The sequence below is a fragment of the Sphingomonas sp. BL-S-05 genome (assembly GCF_055521695.1).
This window is the reverse complement of the sequence record NZ_CM145499.1, coordinates 3,042,138-3,060,472: the sequence shown is the minus strand read 5'-3', so window position 1 is coordinate 3,060,472 and position 18,335 is coordinate 3,042,138. Positions and strand designations below refer to the sequence as shown.

Here is an 18,335-nt window from a genome sequence, read left to right as displayed (position 1 = left end):
CTGGATCGGGCGCTGGCCCGACGCGCGCTGTTGCGAACGCCACGCAACAAAATGCGTGCGAGTGTGAACTTTGTGAACTTTGGCGCCGGAATCAGGCGTCCGGCCGCGCCGGCGCGCCGCGCTCGGCGACCATCCGCTCGCCATCGATGACGATCGGGCTGGCAAGGCCGGGCAGGCCGTCGGGCCGGATCGCCATGCCCCGCGCCGCCACCTGCGGGTCGGCGAACACGTCGTCGACGGCGTTGATCGGCCCGGCGGGGATGCCGGCGGCCTCCAGCGCCTCGTACAGATCGGCCTTGCGCCACCTCGCCACCGCCGCCTGCACCGCCGGGATCAGGTCGCGACGGTGCACCACCCGTGCCGGATTGGTCGCGAAACGCGGGTCGAGGTGCAATTCCAGCCCCAGTACGTCGCACAGCCGCGCGAATTGCCGGTCGTTGCCGACCGCGATGATCAGCGCGCCATCGGCGGTTTCGAACGCCTGATAGGGGGCAAGGTTCGCATGGCCATTGCCCATCCGCGTCGGCACGACGCCGCTCGCCATCCAGTTGAGCGCCTGGTTGCCGAGCACCGCGACCTGCGTGTCGAGCAGCGCCATGTCGATATGCGCTCCTTCGCTGGTCAGGTCGCGACGGCGCAGCGCGGCGAGAATCGCGACCGCGGCATAGGTCCCGGTGAAGATATCGGCATAGGCGACGCCCGCCTTTTGCGGCGGTCCGTCCGGCTCGCCGGTCAGCGACATGGCCCCGCCCATCGCCTGGATGATGAAGTCGTAACCGGCGCGGTGGGCATAGGGGCCGTCCTGTCCGAAGCCGGTGATCGAACAGGTGATCAGCCCCGGCCGCACCGCCGACAGCGCAACGTGGTCGAGACCGTATCTGGTCAGGCCGCCGACCTTGTAATTCTCGATGACGATATCGGCTTCGGCGACCAGCGCGCGAACCTCCGCCTGCCCCTCCGGCGTCGAGATATCGACCGCCACCGACCGCTTGCCGCGATTGGCGGCGTGGAAATAGGCGGCGTCGCGGTCGCTGCCATCGGGCGCGGTGACGAAGGGCGGCCCCCAATGGCGGGTGTCGTCGCCGGCACCCGGCCGCTCGACCTTCACCACCTCCGCCCCCAGATCGGCGAGCAACTGCCCGCACCATGGCCCGGCGAGGATCCGCGCCAGCTCGACCACGCGGACCCCGGCCAGCGGCTTCACGCGCGGCGCAGTTCGTAGACGACGTGCGGTACCATCCGCCCGCCACGCGGCATGGCGACCGTGCCGGGACGCAACGTCGCACCCAACGCCTCGACAGCGGTCCGCGACCGGCGATTGTCCTCGCCGATATGGAAGGTGATCGCCGCCACGGCCGGGGCGATATGGTCGATCATCAGCCGTTTGGTCTCGCGGTTATAGCCCCGCCGCCACCGATCGCGCGCGAAGAAGGTCCAGCCGATCTCGATCTCGTCGGCTTCGCGGTCATAGGGGCCATAGCGGCTCGACCCGGTCACGCTGCCGTCGCCCGCATCGCGGATGGTCAGCATCCCGCCTCCGGCCAGCCCTTCGTCGAAGAACGCACGGAACACGTCCGGCTGCCAGCGGTCATGCGCGGGATGCTGGTCCCAGATCGCCGGGTCCGCCGCGACCGCATACAGCGCGGCGTAATCCGCCGGCACCGTCGGCGCGACGTGCACCAACTCCCCCCGCAAGTCCGGCTGGCGATCCATCAGAAGGCGGCGATCCCGGTGATCGCCCGGCCCTGGATCAGCCCATGTACGTCGTGCGTGCCCTCATAGGTGTTGACCGTTTCGAGGTTGATCGCATGGCGCATCACATGGAATTCGGCGGCGATACCGTTGCCGCCATGCATGTCGCGCGCGGTGCGGGCGATGGCCAGCGCCTTGCCGCAATTGTTGCGCTTGATGATCGAGATCGCCTCGGGCGCCAGCGTCCCCTCGTCGAACATCCGCCCCGCGCGCAACGCCGCCTGCAGCCCCAGCGCGATCTCGGTCTGCATGTCGGCCAGCTTGAGCTGCACCAGCTGCTTCGACGCCAGCGGCACCCCGAACTGCTTGCGGTCGAGCGTATATTGCCGCGCGGCGTGCATACAGAACTCCGCCGCCCCCATCGTGCCCCATGCGATGCCGTATCGTGCGCGGTTGAGGCAGCCGAACGGCCCCTTCAGCCCCTCGACATTCGGGAGCAGCGCGTCCTCGCCGACCTCGACCCCGTCCATCACGATCTCGCCGGTGATCGACGCGCGCAGCGACAGCTTGCCCTCGATCTTCGGTGCCGACAGCCCGTTCATGCCCTTTTCCAGCACGAAGCCGCGGATCTTGCCGTCATGCGCGTCGGATTTGGCCCAGACGACGAACACATCGGCGATCGGCGAATTGGTGATCCACATCTTCGCACCCGACAGGCGATAGCCGCCATCGATCTTCTCGGCCCGCGTCCGCATCCCTGCGGGGTCCGACCCGGCATCGGGTTCGGTCAGCCCGAAACAGCCGACCCATTCGCCGCTGGCCAGCCTGGGCAGATATTTGCGGCGCTGTTCCTCCGAACCATAGGCATTGATCGGATGCATGACGAGGCTCGACTGCACGCTCATCGCGCTGCGATAGCCCGAATCGACCGCCTCGACCTCGCGCGCGACCAGTCCATAGGCGACATAGCCGAGGCCGGCCCCGCCATATTCGGGATCGATCGTCGGGCCGAGCAGCCCCAGCTCGCCCATTTCCGACATGATCTCACGCGCGAAATCCTCGTCAAGGAACGCGCGGGTGACGCGCGGCAACAGCTTCTCGCGAGCATAGCCATGCGCCACGTCGCGAACCATGCGCTCTTCGTCGGTCAGTTGCGCGTCGAGCGCGAACGGGTCTTGCCAGTCGAAACGGCCCATCTCGGCCATGTTCTCGTTCCTTACAGCGTCGGGTCGACGGGATCGGCGGCGACCGGAGAATCGGGTTGCACCGGCGCGGCCTGCACCGGTGCCGGCGGCGCGGCAGGCGCCGGGCGCGGGGTGGTCAGCGCGACCGATTCGAGGTCGATCAGTGCCTTGCGCGCCTCGACATATCGTCCCGCGGCCGTGGTCCAGCGGCGCGCACTGGCGGCGCCGGGCATGCGTTCGATCTCGGCCATCGCCAGCTCGACCTGCCCGGTGTCCAGCCGCCGCCGGGCGCGGTCGAGCCGGTCGATCGGACGGCTGCTGGGCGTCGGCCCCTGGCGCAGCACGACCAACTGGCCGAATTCGCGGCGCAGCCCGTCCCAGAAGCCTTCGCCCGAACGGCCCGCGACCAGCGGCGTCGCCACCGCGTCGAGCGCGCTGCGCAGATCGTCGAGCGTCACCGGGTTCTGCGCGGCGGCGATCAGCGTGCGGACGGCGTCGGGGCGGCTCGCGCCGAAGCGGTCGCGCAACTGCCCCTCGAGATAGTCGAGCGGACGGCCGCGATCGAGCGCCCGGCGGGTCGCGACGATCACCATCATGTCCTCGGCCCGCGTCGCATAGCCCGCCGCATTGCGCGCGCTGGTGTCGAGCCCGACGATCCGCGTTTCGAGTTCGCTGATCCGCGCCGCCAGTGCCGCTTCCCGCGCCGACAAGATCGGCAGCGCGGTGGCCGCGACCGGTTGCGGCGTCGCGGCGGGCGTCGGTTGCGCGACCGGCGTCGTGCCCTGCGTCGTCCCGCTCCAGCCGAGCCGGGGGGCGACATAGCGCAGCACCGCCAGCGTCGCGCCGATGCCGATCAGGAAGGCGAGGATGGCGATAAACAGCCATCCACGGCTTCGTCGCGGCCGGTACGGGCCGCCGGTCGTCGCAAAGGACGCGTCTTCGCTGGTCATGCCGCCTTATCTCCGCGCCCGTCCGCCGGGTCAATCGCGTGCGAGCGTGTCGGCAAGGGTCATGGCGGCGGCGATGACCGCGGCATCGTCGGGCCGTGCCGCCACCGTCACCGCCCGCCAGTCGCCGCCCAGCATCGCCGCAGCGGCGCTGGAAATCGCGACGACCGCGACAGGGCTGCGATCGGGGACGATTTCGGCCAGCCTTGCCGCAGCCCGCGCCGAATGGACCAATGCGATCGATCCGGCGAGCGGCGCAGGATCGACCCGCTCAATGGCTTCGCTGGCATAGACCGCCGCGATCGCCGTCACCGCCGGATGCGACGCCACCGCCCGCTCGCGCGCGGTCAGCAGCAACGCCGCCCGCACGCCGCCTGCCTGCGCCGCATCGAGCAGCGCCCGCCCATCGCCACTGCCCGTCGCGACCACCTGCAGCCCCGCCGCCCGCGCCGCTGCCGCCGTCGCCGCACCGACCGCATGCACCGGCAGCGTAGCATAGCGCGACAGCGCCGGTCCGGCATGGCGTACGGCATTGGCGCTGGTCAGGATCAATGCGTCATGGGCTTCCGGGTCGGGACCGTCCCATGGCAGGGCCACGATCCGGAACAGCGGCAGGCGGATAGCCTGCCGGCCGTGTGCCTCGATCGCGGCGGCGGTCGCGGCATTGCCCGGTTCCGGACGCAACACCGCGATCGGCAGGGTCATTGCGCGAACAGCCTCGCGACATGCTCGGGCGCACCCGCCAGCAGCGTTTCGGCAAGGGCGCGCGGCAGGTCGATATCGTCGATCGCCCCGCTGACGCTGCCGCGCACCTGCGCGCTGCCGTCCTGCGCCAGCAACTGTCCGGTCAGCGTCAGCACGTCGCCCGCGATCGTCGCCAGCGCGGCGACCGGCGAGTGGCAATCCGCCCCCAGCGCCGCGAGAAAGCCGCGTTCCGCCCGCACCGCCTGATGCGTCGGGGCATCGTCGATCGCGCGGACGAAGGCGAGGGTGCGCTCATCCTCCGCCCGCACCTCGATCCCGACCGCGCCCTGCGACGGGGCGGGCAGCATGTCGTCGATCGCGACCGCCGTCCCGACATCGGGACGCCCCAGCCGGGTCAGCCCGGCGGCCGCGAGCAGCGTCGCATCGACCTCGCCCGCCGCCAGCTTGGCGAGGCGCGTGTCGACATTGCCGCGGAACAGCACGATCTTCGCATCGGGCCGGTGGTGCAGCACCTGCGCGGCGCGACGCGGGCTGCTCGTGCCGACGACGCCGCCCGCGCGCAGTTCGGCCAGCGACGCGACCCCGACCAGCCGGTCGCGGACATCGGCGCGCGGCAGCATCGCGGCGATGCGGATCTCGGTCGGGCGGATCGTCTCGACATCCTTCATCGAATGGACCGCCGCGTCGATCTCGTGCGCGCACAAGGCGCGGTCGAGCTCCTTGGTCCACAGCGCCTTGCCCCCGATCTCGGCCAGTGCGCGGTCCTGCACCCGGTCGCCGGTGGTCTTGATCGTCACGATCTCGATCGTCGCCGGATCGATCCGATGCGCCACCGCCAGCGCGTCGCGCGTGGCATGCGCCTGCACCAATGCCAGCGGCGATCCGCGCGTGCCCAGTTTGAACGTCATCATCGCTCGCTATCTATCGGGTTCGTTCGGGGCAAGAAGGTTGGTTCACGCGAAGGCGCGAAGGCGCAAAGAAGATTGTGTTCGCGCGGAGGCGCTGAGGCGCAGAGGGGGTGTGAGCCTGTCGCCGCGGCAGCGGCTTTCAAACAAGGGTCTTCCGATCGCGCGCCATTCGCCCCGATCCCAACCCCTCTGCGCCCTTTGCGCCTCTGCGCGATCAAAACCCTCTCTGCTTCTTCTCCACGTCTCCGCGCCTTCGCGTGAACCAATCTTTCTTCTGGCCCCCCATCCGCGCTACAGCCGGGCGAATGGCCAACCCCCTCATCCTCGGTATCGAATCCAGCTGCGACGAAACCGCCGTCGCGCTCGTGCGTGGCGACCGCACGATCCTGTCGCACCGCCTGGCGGGACAGGAGGCGGCGCATGCCCCCTATGGCGGGGTCGTCCCCGAAATCGCCGCGCGCGCGCATGTCGAGATTCTGCCGTCGCTGGTCGAGGGGGCGCTGGCCGATGCCGGACTTGCGTTGGCGCAGGTCGATGCGATCGCGGCGACGGCGGGGCCGGGGCTGATCGGCGGGGTGATGGTCGGGCTGGTCACCGCCAAGGCGCTGGCGCTGGCGGCAGACAAGCCGTTGGTCGCGGTCAACCATCTGGAGGGGCATGCGCTGTCCCCCCGGCTGACCGATCCCGACCTCGCCTATCCCTATCTCCTGCTGCTGGTGTCCGGCGGTCATTGCCAATTGCTGCGAGTCGATGGCGTCGGCCGCTATCGCCGGCTCGGCACGACGATCGACGATGCGGCGGGCGAGGCGTTTGACAAGACCGCGAAGGTGCTGGGGCTCGGCTATCCCGGCGGTCCGCGCGTCGAGGCGGCGGCGCTGGCGGGCGATGCGCGCGCGGTGCCGCTGCCCCGGCCGCTGATCGGTACGCCCGATCCGCATTTCTCCTTTGCCGGCCTCAAAAGCGCGGTGCTGCGCGCACATGAGGCGGGCGCACATTCGGTCGCGGATATTGCCGCATCGTTCCAGCAGGCGGTGGTCGACTGTCTGCTCGACCGGACGCGGCTGGCGCTCAAGCTGGCCGGGCCGGTCACTGCGCTGGTCGTGGCGGGCGGAGTCGCCGCCAACCGTGCGGTGCGCACAGCTTTGGAAGACTTGGCAGGGACGAACGGCCTCCGCTTCGTCGCGCCGCCGCTGTGGCTGTGTACCGACAATGCGGCGATGATCGCCTGGGCCGGTGCGGAGCGGTTCATGGCGGGGCATAGCGACCCGCTCGACGTGGCGGCGCGCCCGCGCTGGCCGCTCGATCCGTCGGCGGAAAAGGTGCGCGGGGCAGGAGTGAAGGCATGAGGATCGGGGTCATCGGCGGCGGCGCATGGGGCACGGCGCTGGCACAGGTCGCTGCCCGCGGCGGCGACGTGACGCTGTGGGTCCGGGAAGGCGACGTCGCCGACGCGATCAACCGGACCCGCGAAAATCCCGTATTCCTGCCGGGCGTCGCATTGTCGCCGGCGATCCGCGCGACGACCGACAGCGCCGAACTGGATGCCGCCGATGCGCTGCTGGTGGTGACGCCCGCCCAGCATGTCCGTGCCGTTCTGTCGACGATCGATGTCGGTGGCCGCGCGCTGGTGCTGTGCGCCAAGGGGATCGAGGCGGGCAGCCGGATGCTGGTCGGCGAGGTCGCGCGCGCGGTGCACCCCCAGGCGCCGGTCGCGGTGCTGTCCGGCCCGACCTTCGCGCACGAGGTCGCGGCGGGCAAGCCGACCGCCGTTACCCTGGCCTGCGCCGATGCGGGTTTGCGCGACCGGCTGGCCGAGCGGCTCGCCGCGCCGGGATTCCGCCCCTATGCGAGCGACGACGTGATCGGCGCGGAGATTGGCGGCGCGGTCAAGAACGTGCTCGCCATCGCCTGTGGCGTGGTCGAGGGGGCGGGGCTGGGCCAGAATGCGCGGGCGTCGGTGATCGCGCGCGGCTTCGCCGAAATGACGCGCTTCGGCCTGGCGCGCGGGGCGCGGGCGGAGACGCTGGCCGGGCTGTCGGGACTGGGCGATCTGGTGCTGACCTGTTCCTCGACCGCGTCGCGCAACTATTCGCTGGGCGTCGGGCTGGGACAGGGGCGCGCCGCCGCCGAACTGATGGCGGATCGCCGGACGGTGGCGGAGGGCGCCTTTACCGCGCCGGTACTGTGCGAGGCGGCGGCCGGCGCCGGTGTCGACATGCCCGTGACGGCGGCGGTCGGCGCGTTGCTGACCGGCACGCCGGTCGGGCAGGTGATCGATACGCTGCTCAGCCGCCCGCTGCGCCGTGAGGGCATGTGATCATCGGAGGCGCTCGATCAACGCCTGTGCACCCGCCGGTGCCCTGACCTTCGCCCCATTGATGAAGAAGATATAGGTTTCCCTCGGTTTTTTCAGCGGTGGAGTCGGGTCGGCATAGGGCAATCCGTCGGGCGCGCCACCCGCCGCCCAGGTCCGCGCCGCCTGTGCCCAGCGATCGAGCGCGGCGTTGTCATAGCCGGTGGCGATCTCCTCGACCGCATTCTCCAGCCGGGCGTAGACGAAGTCGCCAGTGATATCGGCGATCGCCGGATATTCGGCGGCGTCGGCATAGACAATCGCGACCCCGACCTTGCGCGCCATGCTCACGAATTCAGGGACATGGAAGCTGTCATGGCGGACCTGTACCGCATGGCGCAGCTTGATGCCGGCATGGGTTGCGGGGAGCAAAGCGAGGAAGGCGGCGAAGTCGTCGGCGTCGAACTTCTTCGTCGCCATGAATTGCCACAGGATCGGACCCAGCTTGTCACCGAGTTCGGTAATGCCCGAGCCGACGAATTTCGCGATCGATTCCCCGGCTTCGGCCAGCACCTTGCGATTGGTGCAGAAGCGCGACGCCTTTACCGCGAAGACGAAGCCATCGGGCGCGGTCGCGGCCCAGTTGGCGAAGCTCGCCGGTTTCTGCGTACCGTGATAGGTCGCGTTGATCTCGATCGCGGTCAGTGCGTGGCTCGCAAACTCCAACTCACGCTTTTGCGGCAGTTTTTCGGGGTAGAAGCTGCCGCGCCATGGCGGGAAGGTCCAGCCGCCGATACCGATGCGAATGGGTGCTTGGGACATGGTGACGAAGGTGTCGCGTCAGCGTGGGTCTGGCAAGGGTCAGTGGGCGGTCACGTCGCTGGAAGTCGTCAGTATTTTCGGATCGACGGTCAGCACCGGCGGCTGTGCGGCGGTCCAAGTTGACAGGGCCGCGCGATATTCGTCGTAGGCGCGGTAGAAATCGATGAACGGCGCATCCAGCGCGGCGATCCCCGGAGTGGCGAAGGCGTCCAGTTCGCCCGCGGGCATGTCCGCCACCTGTGTCAACATCGGCAGCGCCCGCGCGCAAAAGGGTTCGCGGACCGGCGGCTGGGCGAAATAATTATAGACGCGGGTCATCGCGTCGTCGAACCGGTCCTGCCAGTCGCCACCGCCGCGCTTATATTCGGTTTCCAGTGCCTTGAACGCGGCGGCGAAGCGCGCGGCATGGGCCTTGAGCAGCCGGTTGTACGCCGCGACCCCGGCCGGATCGCCGATATTGCACTGGAGCGCGGCAACATTGAGCGCGGCGCGCAAATGCCACAGCGCCGCGTCGGACGTCAGCCCCCGGTTGAGCGTGGCATAGCCGCCATCGGGCGTCGCCGCCGGAATGGTCAGGTTCGGCGCAGCCCCCTGTGGCGGCTTGGGCTTCGGGGCGGGCGGGGGGACCAGGATCGGCGGCGGGGTGACGGTCGCGACCTCGGGCGTCTTGCGGGCGCACCCGCCGAGCAGGGCGACACTGCATGCGATGACCAATAGCAGGCGGGTACGCATGACATTCACTCCCCTTCGTCGCCCCTTCTTCCCCGGCGCGATCAACGTCGCAGCAGGAACACCGCATGTTCGGCGCGGAAATTGGCCGCTGCCGCTGTGGTACGCTTGCCCCCCGACAGGAACCACGCATCGACGACGGTGATCCCCCGCTTTGCGACGAACGCCCGGAAATCGTCGATGGTGACGTGGTGGATGTTCGGCGTTTCGTACCATTCGAGCGGCAACAGCGCGGTCACCGGCATCCGTCCGCCCCACAGCAGCGACGCGCGCACCCGCCAATGCGCGAAGTTCGGGAAGGACACGAATGCCTGCGCGCCGATGCGCAGCAGATGGTCGAGCACGACATGCGGCCGCATCGCGGTCTGCAACGTCTGGCTGAGGATCGCATAGTCGAAACTGGCGTCGGGATAATCGGCAAGGTCGCGATCGGCATCGCCCTGCATCACCGACAGCCCGCGCGCCATCGCATCGGCGACATTGCCCGGATCGATCTCCAGCCCGCGTGCGTCGACGTCACGCGTGTCGCGCAGCGCCGCCATCAACTGCCCGTCGCCGCACCCGACATCGAGCACGCGCGAGCCGCGCGCGACATGGGCGGCGATGATCGCGAGGTCGGGGCGCAGGCTCATATCGTCGCCTCCAGAAAGCCGCGCATGATCCGGTCGAGTTCGGGCGAATCGAGCAGGAACGCGTCGTGCCCGAAAGGCGAGGACAGTTCGACGAAGCTGGCCGGCGCGCCGGCGGCGTTCAGCGCGTGGACGATATTGCGCGACTCCGCGGTCGGATAGAGCCAGTCGGTATCGAAGCTGACGATGCAGAACCGCGCCTTCGTCTGCCGGAAGGCGTTGGCGAGCACGCCGCCATGTTCCTCCGCCAGATCGAAATAATCGAGCGCGCGGGTGATGTAGAGATAGGAGTTGGCGTCGAACCGGTCGGTAAAGGCCAGCCCCTGATGCCGGAGATAGCTTTCGACCTGGAAATCGGCGTCGAAGCCGAAGGTCTTGGCGCCGGCCTGTCCATCGGCGCGCGCCTGCAGCTTGCGGCCGAATTTGGCGGTCAGGCCCGCTTCGGACAGATAGGTGATGTGCGCCGCCATCCGCGCCACCGACAGCCCGGCGGCGGGCGGCGATCCGTCGGCATAATAGTCGCCGCCGCGCCAGTTGGGATCGGCCATGATCGCCTGCCGGCCGACTTCGTGGAACGCGATATTCTGCGCCGAATGGCGCGCGGTCGAGGCGATCACCACCACCGCCTGCACCCGGTCGGGCAGGGTCGCCGACCATGACAGCGCCTGCATCCCGCCCATCGACCCGCCGACCACCGCACGCAGCCGATCGATGCCGAGATGGTCGAGCAGCATCCCCTGCGCGCGCACCATGTCGCGGATGGTCAGCACCGGAAAGCGCATCGCCCATGGACTGCCGGTGGCAGGGTCGATGCTGGCGGGGCCGGACGAACCCATGCAACTGCCCAGCACGTTCGAACAGATGACGAAATGCTTGTTGAGGTCGATCGGCTTGCCCGGTCCCACCATGCGCGACCACCAGCCCGGCTTGCCGGTGCGCGGATGGGTGGAGGCGACATGCTGGTCGCCGGTCAGCGCATGGCAGATCAGGATCGCATTGTCGCGCGCCGGCGACAGTGTGCCATAGGTTTCATAGGCGATGTCGATCGCGGGCAGGGTCGCGCCGCCATCCAGCGCCAACGGGGTGGCGAGGGTCGCGCGGCGATCGGGACCGAAACGGGAATCCATGGGCGCTGCGGTAGATGCGCGGGGCGGCGGGTTCAAGCGTCGCGGCCGGGTTCAGCCGAACGGCGGATGTCGCTACGCCGCCAATGGAAAGCGTAGCAGCCGGTCCTCGAGCGCAATCAGCGCCTCGGCCCCGCCGCCGACCGCGCGGACGATTTCGGGATGATGTGCGTCCAGTCCGCCGGTCAGCGATCCGAAGGCGGGCAGGATCAGCTTGGTCGCGGTCGCCACGAAACAGCGCCGCGACACGCCGCGCCCGCGCAGCTTCACGCGCAGCTTGGGATGGAAATGGCCCGACAGCTCGGGTCGGGTCTCGCGCGGATCGGCTTCGTGGCGCAGCACCAGACCGTCGACCACCGCTTCGTCGATCACCCGCCCGCCGCAATGGTCGGCGACGATCCGGTCGTGATTGCCGGTGATCCACGTCCAGTCGCTTGCCGCCGTCAGCGCGCGCAGCCGCGTCTGCGCTTCGTCGGACAGCCGGTCGCAGCCGCCGATATCGTGGAAACTGTCGCCCAGACACCAGATTTCCGCCGGCTGCGTCCGCGCGACCACCGCCTCGATCCCCGCCAGCGTCTCCAGCGTGTCATAGGGCGGCAGCATCTGCCCGAACTGCGCGAACCAGCTCGCCTTCTCGAAATGCAGGTCGGCGAGCAGCAACGCGCGCCGCGCCGGCCAGAACAAAGCGCCGGCGGCAAGGGCGTCGAAAGCGTGACCGGCGAACGAAAGGCGAACCATGGCGTGCCTATAGCGCAGCCGATGCGGCGCTCAAGCCATGGGGGCGTAACGATCCGCCTGTTTCGATCGGCCGTCGGCGGTGCGTGCGGGCGGCTGGGGCGCTTCGGCCGCCGTTTCGGCCCTTGTGCGGAGCGTTGGGGAGAAAAAGTAGGTTGATTTGCGCAAAGGCGCAAAGGACGCGAAGAGGATGCGTATGCCGCGACTGCGGCTTTCCGTCTGAGCGGGCCGAAAGGAAGCGGCTTCGCTAGGCAGGCTGCGATCGCCTGCTGGATGACGCCTTTGCGTCCTTTGCGCCTTTGCGCGAAACAATCTTCTTCGACAGCGGGACGGGTAGACGCAATCGGCGGTGCAGGCGGGCGAGCGCTGCCGCAGTTTCGCCCTCATGCGGCACGTTCGGGATACAAAGTAAGGTTGTTTCGCGGAGAGGCGCAAAGGCGCAGAGGGGTAGTGTTGCAGGCGATCACGGGCTGCCCGGCGAAGCCTTTCTTCTTATGGGTTGCTCGAATGAAGCGCCGCAGTTGCGGCATGCGCAGCCTATCTGCGCCTCCGCGCCTCTGCACGAAAAACCCTTCTTCTGTACGTATCGGTAAGAACCGCCTCGCCGGACCCTCGCGACGATCGCGCACTACAGCCAGATATCGACGACATGGATCGCAAGGCCCACGGTGCCGCCGACCAGCGTGCCGTTGATGCGGATGAACTGCAGATCGCGGCCGACGGCATTTTCCAGCCGGCCGGTGATCGTCCGCGCATCCCAGCCGCGCACCGTGTCCGACACCAGCCGGACGATGCCGTCGCCATAATCGGCGACCGCGCCCACCACCGCGCGGCGGACGAAGCGATTGACCTTCGCCTTGAGCACCGGATCGTTCTGCAGCGTCTGCCCCAATTGCCGCATCGCGTCGCCGATCGGCCCGGCCAGCGCCCGGTCGGGGTTGCGCGCCGCATTGAGCAGGCCGCCCCGGATCCGCTCCCACACGCCCATCCACCAGCCGGCAAGCGCGGGGTTCTCGATCAGGTCGTTCTTCAGCCGTTCGACCTTCGCCTGCATCTCGGGCGAATGCTGCAGGTCGTGGGCGAGCAGCGCGAGGCCTTCGTTCGCCTTGGCGCGCAAGGGGTGGGCGGGGTCTTCGGCGACATCGGCCAGCATCTTGTGCAGGCCGTTCAGCACCGACGTCGCCAGCGTCGCATCCAGCCCGGTCCAGCGCAGCACCGCGCCCGCGCGCTTCTGGATCATCGCCCGGACCAGTTCCTCGTTCGCGTCGAGTGTCTTGGACGTCCAGCGGATGATCGCATCGATCAGCGGCAGGTGCCGATCCTCGGCGATCGCCGCCTCGAGCGTGCGGCCGAGCGCCGGGGACACCCGCATCGCGCGCAGCCGGTTGGCGAGCGCGCCGCGCACCATCGTCCCGAACTGATCGGGGTCGAGCCCTTCGAGGACGTTCACCGCGAGGCGCGAGGCACCGTGCCGCAGCCGCCCGCTGCGCGTCGCCGGCTCGGCCAGCCATTTGCCGGCGATCGCGGCGGCGTCCATGCGGAACATGCGGCGCGCGACGACATGCGCGGTCAGGAAATTGTCGCGTAGAAAGGCGGCGAGCGTGTCGCCGATCCGGTCCTTGTTGCGCGGAATGATCGCGGTATGCGGGATCGGCAGGCCGAGCGGATGGCGGAACAGCGCGCTGACGGCGAACCAGTCGGCCAGCCCGCCGACCATCGCCGCCTCGGCAAAGGCCTGGACGAAGCCCCATGCCGGATGCACCCCCTCCATCCGTCGCGACAGCAGGAACAGCGCCGCCATCGCGACCAGCATGAGGGTCGCGACCCGTCGCATCCGCCGCAGGGGCAGGGGAACCGTATCGCTGCCATGGGGAAGGGTCGGGGATCGTGGCATCGGCGAAACAATCGCCGGCTGCGGGGAAAGTTCAATAGGCAGATCCCGTCCGGTTCGCTTGTCACGAACCGGACGGGAAATGGATCACTCCGCGGCGGGCAGCGATCGCGGCCCGTCACCCGGCGGCAATTGCCCGCCCGGCTGATGCTCGATCGCCGGGCGGTCGGCGTCGCCCGGACGATAGGTGAGCAGCCGCCGCGACAGGCGCGGACCGACCCAGCGCTCCAGCCCGACGGCAAGGCTGAACGCACCCGGCACGATCAGCAGCGTCAGCAGCGTCGACAGGGTGAGGCCGCCGATCACGGTGATGCCCATCGGCCCGCGAAACGATGCGTCCCCCGACAGCGCCAGCGCGGTCGGCACCATGCCCGCGACCATCGCGACCGTGGTCATCACGATCGGCTGGGCGCGCTTGTGCCCGGCGTCGAGGATCGCGACCTCCTTGTCGACGCCCTTCTCCATCTCCTCCAGCGCGAAGTCGATCAGCAGGATCGAGTTCTTGGCGACGATGCCGAGCAGCATCAGCAGCCCGATATAGACCGGCATCGAGATCGGATTGCCGGTGACCCACAGCGCCAGCAGCCCGCCGAGCGGCGCCAGCAGCAGCGACCCCATGTTCACGAATGGCGGCATGACCCGCTTGTAGAGCAGCACCAGCACGCCGAAGACGAGGAAGATGCCCGATATCACCGCGACGATGAAGTTCTGGATCATCTCGCCCTGCCACTTCGCCTGACCGACGGTCAGTTCGGTGACGCCAAGCGGCAGGTTCTGCATGATCGGCAGGTCGTGGATCGCCTTTTGCGCGACGCCCGACACCACGCCCGGCGCCAGATCGGCACCGACGACCAGACGGCGTTGCTGGTTGATGCGGTCGATCTTGGTCGGGCCCGCGCCGAAGCCGATATCCGCGACCACCGACAGCGGCACCGATCCGCCATTGCCGGTCGGGACCGGCAGGTTCTGGATCGTCGACAGCCGCGACCGCGCATCGCGCGACAGGGCGACGCGGATCGGAATCTGCCGGTCGGACAGCGAGAAGCGCGCGCTGTTCTGGTCGATATCGCCCAGCGTCGCGATGCGGATCGCGCCCGACAGCGCGGCAGTGGTGACGCCGAGGCTGGCAGCGAGGTCGCTGCGCGGACGGATGATGATCTCCGGCCGCTTCAGGTCGCCCGACACGCGCGGGGCGACGATCATCGGCAGCTTTTCCATCTGCTTGACCAGCTGGTTGGCGGTCTCGTTCAGCTTGACCGGATCGTCGCCGCCCAGCGTGATCGACAGGTCGCGGTTGGACCCGCCCCAGCCGAATTGCGACCGGAACGACACCCGCGCATCGGGGATCGCCGCCAGTTGCGGGGCAAGGCCACGCTCGAACTCGGTGCTCTTGGTCGTGCGCTTCGCGGCATAGGTCGCGTCGTCGACCAGGCCGAGGCTGTGGCGCAGCCGTTCGCCAAAGCTCGGCTTGTCGATCAGCTCGGCGGTGACGCGGCCATTGCCGGCATAGCTCGACGAATAGACCGATTTGACCAGCGGCTGGGCGCGCAGCAGATTCTCGACGCGCTTCACGACGACCGCGGTCTGTTCGAGCGTGGTGCCGGGCACCATCTCGACGCTGGCGGTCACGCGCTCGCGATCCTGCGGCGGTTGGAAGGTCTGCGGCAGGACCATGAACATCACCACGGTCAGCACCAGCGCGACGACCGCACCGACGATCGTCGACCAGCGATGGCGCAGCGTCCAGCGCAGCACGCCCATATAGCGGTCCATCAGCCAGCCCTCGCCATGGCTGGCATGCCCATGCGCCTTCAGGAAATAGGCGGCGATCATCGGCGTGATGAGGCGCGCGACGGCAAGGCTCATCAGCACCGATGCGACGACGGTCAGGCCGAAATTCTTGAAGAACTGGCCCGAAATGCCCGGCATCAACCCGACCGGCAGGAAGACCGCGACGATCGCCATCGTCGTCGCCAGCACCGCGATGCCGATTTCGTCCGCCGCGTCGATCGATGCCTGATAGGCGGATTTGCCCATGCGCATGTGGCGGACGATATTCTCGATCTCCACGATCGCGTCGTCGACCAGCACGCCCGCGACCAGGCTGAGCGCCAGCAGCGTCATCTGGTTCAGGGTGAAGCCCAACATGTCCATGAACCAGAAGGCGGGGATCGCCGACAACGGGATGGCCAGCGCCGAAATGATCGTCGCCCGCCAGTCGCGCAGGAACAGGAACACGACGACGATCGCGAGCAGCGCGCCTTCGACCATCGCGGTCATCGCCGAATGATACTGGATCTCGGTGAACTTCACCGAATTGGACAGCAGCGCGAAGCGGACCTGCGGATTGCGCTTCTGCAACTCGGCAATGCGCTTTTCCGCCTCGTGGAACACGGTGACGTCGGACGCGCCCTTGGCACGCTTGATATCGAACGCCAGCACCGGGCGGCCATTATATTCGGCGCGGCTCTTCGGCTCGGCATAGGCGTCGCGCACCTCGGCGATGTCGGCGAGGCGGACCGAGCGGCCACCGCCGACCGGCACCTGCGTCTGCGACAGGGCATAGGCGGTGGCGGCGTTGCCCAGCACGCGGACCGATTGCTGCGACCCGGCGATTTCCGCCTGCCCGCCCGCCGCGTTCAGATTGACCTGGCGCAGCGCCTGATTGACCTGGCTCGCGGTCAGGCCCTGCGCCTGCAGGCGCGCAGGATCGAGCGTAACCCGAATCTCGCGGTCGACGCCGCCGACCCGCTCGACGGTCGCCATGCCGTCGATCGACAGCAATTCCTTGGCGACGGTATTGTCGACATACCAGCTGAGCTGTTCGGGCGTCATGTCGTCGCCAATCGCGGTCCACGACGCGATATCCGAATCGGTCGTGTTGGCGCGATAGATTTGCGGTTCCAGAATGCCGTCGGGCAACTGGCTGCGGATCTGGTTCACCGCCTCGCGCACGTCGTTCACGGCGCGGTCGATCGGCGTGCCGATGTCGAGCTGGATGACGGTGGTCGAGGTGCCTTCGGTCACGCTCGATTCGATCTGGTCGATACCCTGCAACGCGCGCACGGCGGACTCGACGCGCTGCGTCACCTGCGTTTCGAGTTCGGTGGGGGCGGCGCCGGGCTGGGTGATGACGACGATCGCGACCGGGAATTCGATGTCCGGGTCCTGGTTCACGTCCATGCGCATGAAGCTGACGATCCCGGCGATCGTCAGCGCGAGGAACAGCACCAGCGGCGGTACCGGGTTGCGGATCGCCCATGCCGAAATGTTGCGAAAGCCCATGGCGCTATTCCTTGCGAGCGGCGGCGGCGGCGGCGCGGATCGGCACCACCTCCTGCCCGACATTGAGGAACGCGCCGGCGCTCGCCACCACACGTTCGTCACCCATCAGCCCGGAGGCGATGAGAGCTCCCTCGTCCGACACCTCGGCCACGCGGACGTCGCGGCGCACGACCTTGTTCTGCGCATCGACCAGATAAACATAGCTGCCCTTGTCGTCGCTCAGCACCGCCGATTCGGGCAGCAGCGGCGCGGTCGACGCCCCGGCACCGATGCGGGCGCTGGCGAAGCCGCCGGGGCGCAGGGCAGGGTCATAGTTGAGCGCGATGCGGGCGATGCCCTGCCGCGTCTGCGGATCGATGACCGGCGCGACCTGCCACACCTGCCCCTTGAATACGCGGGTGTCGCCGACCGGCACGACCTGCGCCACCGAACCGGCACGGACATTGGCCAGATCGGCTTCGGAAAGCTGCGCGCGCATTTCCATCTGCCCGCCCATCGCGATGCGGAACAGCACGCCGCTGCCGCTGCCGACGACCTGTCCCGGCTCGACCGCGCGGGTCAGCACCAGCCCGGCGGCGGGCGCGCGGATGTCTAGGCGACGGTTGCGCGCCTGCGTCTCGGCAAGCTGGGCCTGCGCCACGCGGACGCGGGCATTGGCGGCGTCGCGGGTCGCGGTCTTGCGATCGATATCGGCCTTCGACACGAAGCCGCGCTCGACCAGCTGGTTCGACCGGTCGAGTTCGGTCTGCGCGATCTGCGCATCGGCGCGGGCGACGCGGACCTGCGCCGACAGCGATTCGGCGGTTTGCGCCTGTACCGAGCGATCGACCGTGGCGAGAATTTGTCCAGCGCTTACCCAGCTACCCGGCTCGACCAGCACTCGCGTGACCAGACCGCCTTCGCCGACGACCCCGACCGGCATTTCGCGCCGCGCGGCGAGCGATCCGGTGCCGGTCACCGCACGGGTCACCGTATCGCGGCCGGGGACGACCACCGTCACCTTGGGCAGCGCGCCCGCCGCCGCAGGCGCCGCACCCTTTGCAGCAGGCGCCTCCGATCCCTTGCGACCAAATGCCCAGACGGCGCCGACCATGACGAGCAGGACGATCACGATCCCGACGATGACGGCGCGGCGGCGCGACCGCGGCGCGCCGTCGGGTCCGGTCAGCAACTGGCGGTCACCCGCGATCGACGTCGATTCGTAATTCATCCACCCCATCCTGTTGGAGGGCCCCCAGCCCGTTTCGTGCTGTATTACATCAATACAGCACTACCCTCAAGCATAGACATCGCGTTTTTCGATAAGAACAGCAAGCGCTGCATCGATTGCGTTCATGTCACGTTTTACGGCGGGTGCGTAACGACCGATCGTTCGTCGTGATTGTATTCGA

At 68.6% G+C, this 18,335-nt stretch carries 16 protein-coding genes; 2 read left to right on the top strand and 14 right to left on the bottom strand.

Annotated features, from left to right (window positions below; genetic code table 11):
- Positions 1 to 91: 91 nt before the first annotated feature.
- The 6 genes from ACZ1JS_RS14305 to hemC are packed head-to-tail and all read right to left on the bottom strand — an operon-like array spanning position 92 to position 5,439.
- Complete coding sequence (locus ACZ1JS_RS14305; RefSeq protein WP_465166641.1) at positions 92 to 1,204, bottom strand: CaiB/BaiF CoA transferase family protein; 1,113 nt, start codon at positions 1,202 to 1,204, stop codon at positions 92 to 94.
- Positions 1,201 to 1,713, bottom strand: coding sequence for a GNAT family N-acetyltransferase (locus ACZ1JS_RS14300; RefSeq protein WP_465166640.1), 513 nt, complete (start codon positions 1,711 to 1,713; stop codon positions 1,201 to 1,203). The genes ACZ1JS_RS14305 and ACZ1JS_RS14300 overlap by 4 nt, the downstream gene beginning before the upstream one ends.
- Positions 1,713 to 2,897 carry an acyl-CoA dehydrogenase gene (locus ACZ1JS_RS14295; RefSeq protein WP_465166639.1) on the bottom strand — a complete coding sequence of 395 codons (1,185 nt, stop codon included), beginning with the start codon at positions 2,895 to 2,897 and terminating at the stop codon, positions 1,713 to 1,715. Before ACZ1JS_RS14295 ends, ACZ1JS_RS14300 begins: the two co-directional genes overlap by 1 nt.
- An 11-nt stretch (positions 2,898 to 2,908) precedes the next feature.
- Complete coding sequence (locus ACZ1JS_RS14290) at positions 2,909 to 3,826, bottom strand: hypothetical protein (protein ID WP_465166638.1); 918 nt, start codon at positions 3,824 to 3,826, stop codon at positions 2,909 to 2,911.
- Positions 3,827 to 3,856: 30 nt separating this feature from the next.
- Positions 3,857 to 4,528 carry a uroporphyrinogen-III synthase gene (locus ACZ1JS_RS14285; RefSeq protein ID WP_465166637.1) on the bottom strand — a complete coding sequence of 224 codons (672 nt, stop codon included), beginning with the start codon at positions 4,526 to 4,528 and terminating at the stop codon, positions 3,857 to 3,859.
- On the bottom strand, positions 4,525 to 5,439 hold the full coding sequence (gene hemC, locus ACZ1JS_RS14280; RefSeq protein WP_465166636.1) for a hydroxymethylbilane synthase: 915 nt from the start codon (positions 5,437 to 5,439) through the stop codon (positions 4,525 to 4,527). The genes ACZ1JS_RS14285 and hemC overlap by 4 nt, the downstream gene beginning before the upstream one ends.
- A 302-nt stretch (positions 5,440 to 5,741) precedes the next feature.
- On the opposite strand from hemC, the gene tsaD reads away from it, so the two are divergent.
- A complete protein-coding gene (gene tsaD / locus ACZ1JS_RS14275; protein WP_465166635.1) occupies positions 5,742 to 6,782 on the top strand; it encodes a tRNA (adenosine(37)-N6)-threonylcarbamoyltransferase complex transferase subunit TsaD in 1,041 nt (346 codons plus the stop codon).
- Positions 6,779 to 7,753, top strand: coding sequence for an NAD(P)H-dependent glycerol-3-phosphate dehydrogenase (locus ACZ1JS_RS14270; protein ID WP_465166634.1), 975 nt, complete (start codon positions 6,779 to 6,781; stop codon positions 7,751 to 7,753). The genes tsaD and ACZ1JS_RS14270 overlap by 4 nt, the downstream gene beginning before the upstream one ends.
- On the opposite strand, the gene ACZ1JS_RS14265 is transcribed toward ACZ1JS_RS14270, so the two are convergent.
- From ACZ1JS_RS14265 to ACZ1JS_RS14230, 8 genes are all read right to left on the bottom strand, one after another.
- Positions 7,754 to 8,551 (bottom strand): DUF72 domain-containing protein, encoded by a 798-nt coding sequence (locus ACZ1JS_RS14265; RefSeq protein WP_465166633.1) that lies wholly within the window; start codon positions 8,549 to 8,551, stop codon positions 7,754 to 7,756. It abuts the gene before it with no gap.
- Between the two features lie 39 nt (positions 8,552 to 8,590).
- Positions 8,591 to 9,283, bottom strand: coding sequence for a hypothetical protein (locus ACZ1JS_RS14260; RefSeq protein ID WP_465166632.1), 693 nt, complete (start codon positions 9,281 to 9,283; stop codon positions 8,591 to 8,593).
- A 41-nt stretch (positions 9,284 to 9,324) separates the two neighbouring features.
- The gene (gene metW, locus ACZ1JS_RS14255) at positions 9,325 to 9,912 is read right to left on the bottom strand and encodes a methionine biosynthesis protein MetW (RefSeq protein ID WP_465166631.1); all 588 of its coding nucleotides are present in this window, start codon (positions 9,910 to 9,912) and stop codon (positions 9,325 to 9,327) included.
- A complete protein-coding gene (metX, locus tag ACZ1JS_RS14250) occupies positions 9,909 to 11,036 on the bottom strand; it encodes a homoserine O-acetyltransferase MetX (protein ID WP_465166630.1) in 1,128 nt (375 codons plus the stop codon). Before metX ends, metW begins: the two co-directional genes overlap by 4 nt.
- Positions 11,037 to 11,108: 72 nt before the next feature.
- Positions 11,109 to 11,771, bottom strand: coding sequence for a ligase-associated DNA damage response endonuclease PdeM (pdeM, locus tag ACZ1JS_RS14245; protein WP_465166629.1), 663 nt, complete (start codon positions 11,769 to 11,771; stop codon positions 11,109 to 11,111).
- Positions 11,772 to 12,396: 625 nt separating this feature from the next.
- Entirely contained in the window at positions 12,397 to 13,662 is a 1,266-nt protein-coding gene (locus tag ACZ1JS_RS14240) for a DUF445 domain-containing protein (RefSeq protein WP_465166628.1), read from the bottom strand.
- Positions 13,663 to 13,746: 84 nt separating this feature from the next.
- Complete coding sequence (locus ACZ1JS_RS14235; RefSeq protein ID WP_465166627.1) at positions 13,747 to 16,944, bottom strand: efflux RND transporter permease subunit; 3,198 nt, start codon at positions 16,942 to 16,944, stop codon at positions 13,747 to 13,749.
- Between the two features lie 4 nt (positions 16,945 to 16,948).
- Positions 16,949 to 18,154 (bottom strand): efflux RND transporter periplasmic adaptor subunit, encoded by a 1,206-nt coding sequence (locus ACZ1JS_RS14230; protein WP_465166626.1) that lies wholly within the window; start codon positions 18,152 to 18,154, stop codon positions 16,949 to 16,951.
- Positions 18,155 to 18,335: the final 181 nt, after the last annotated feature.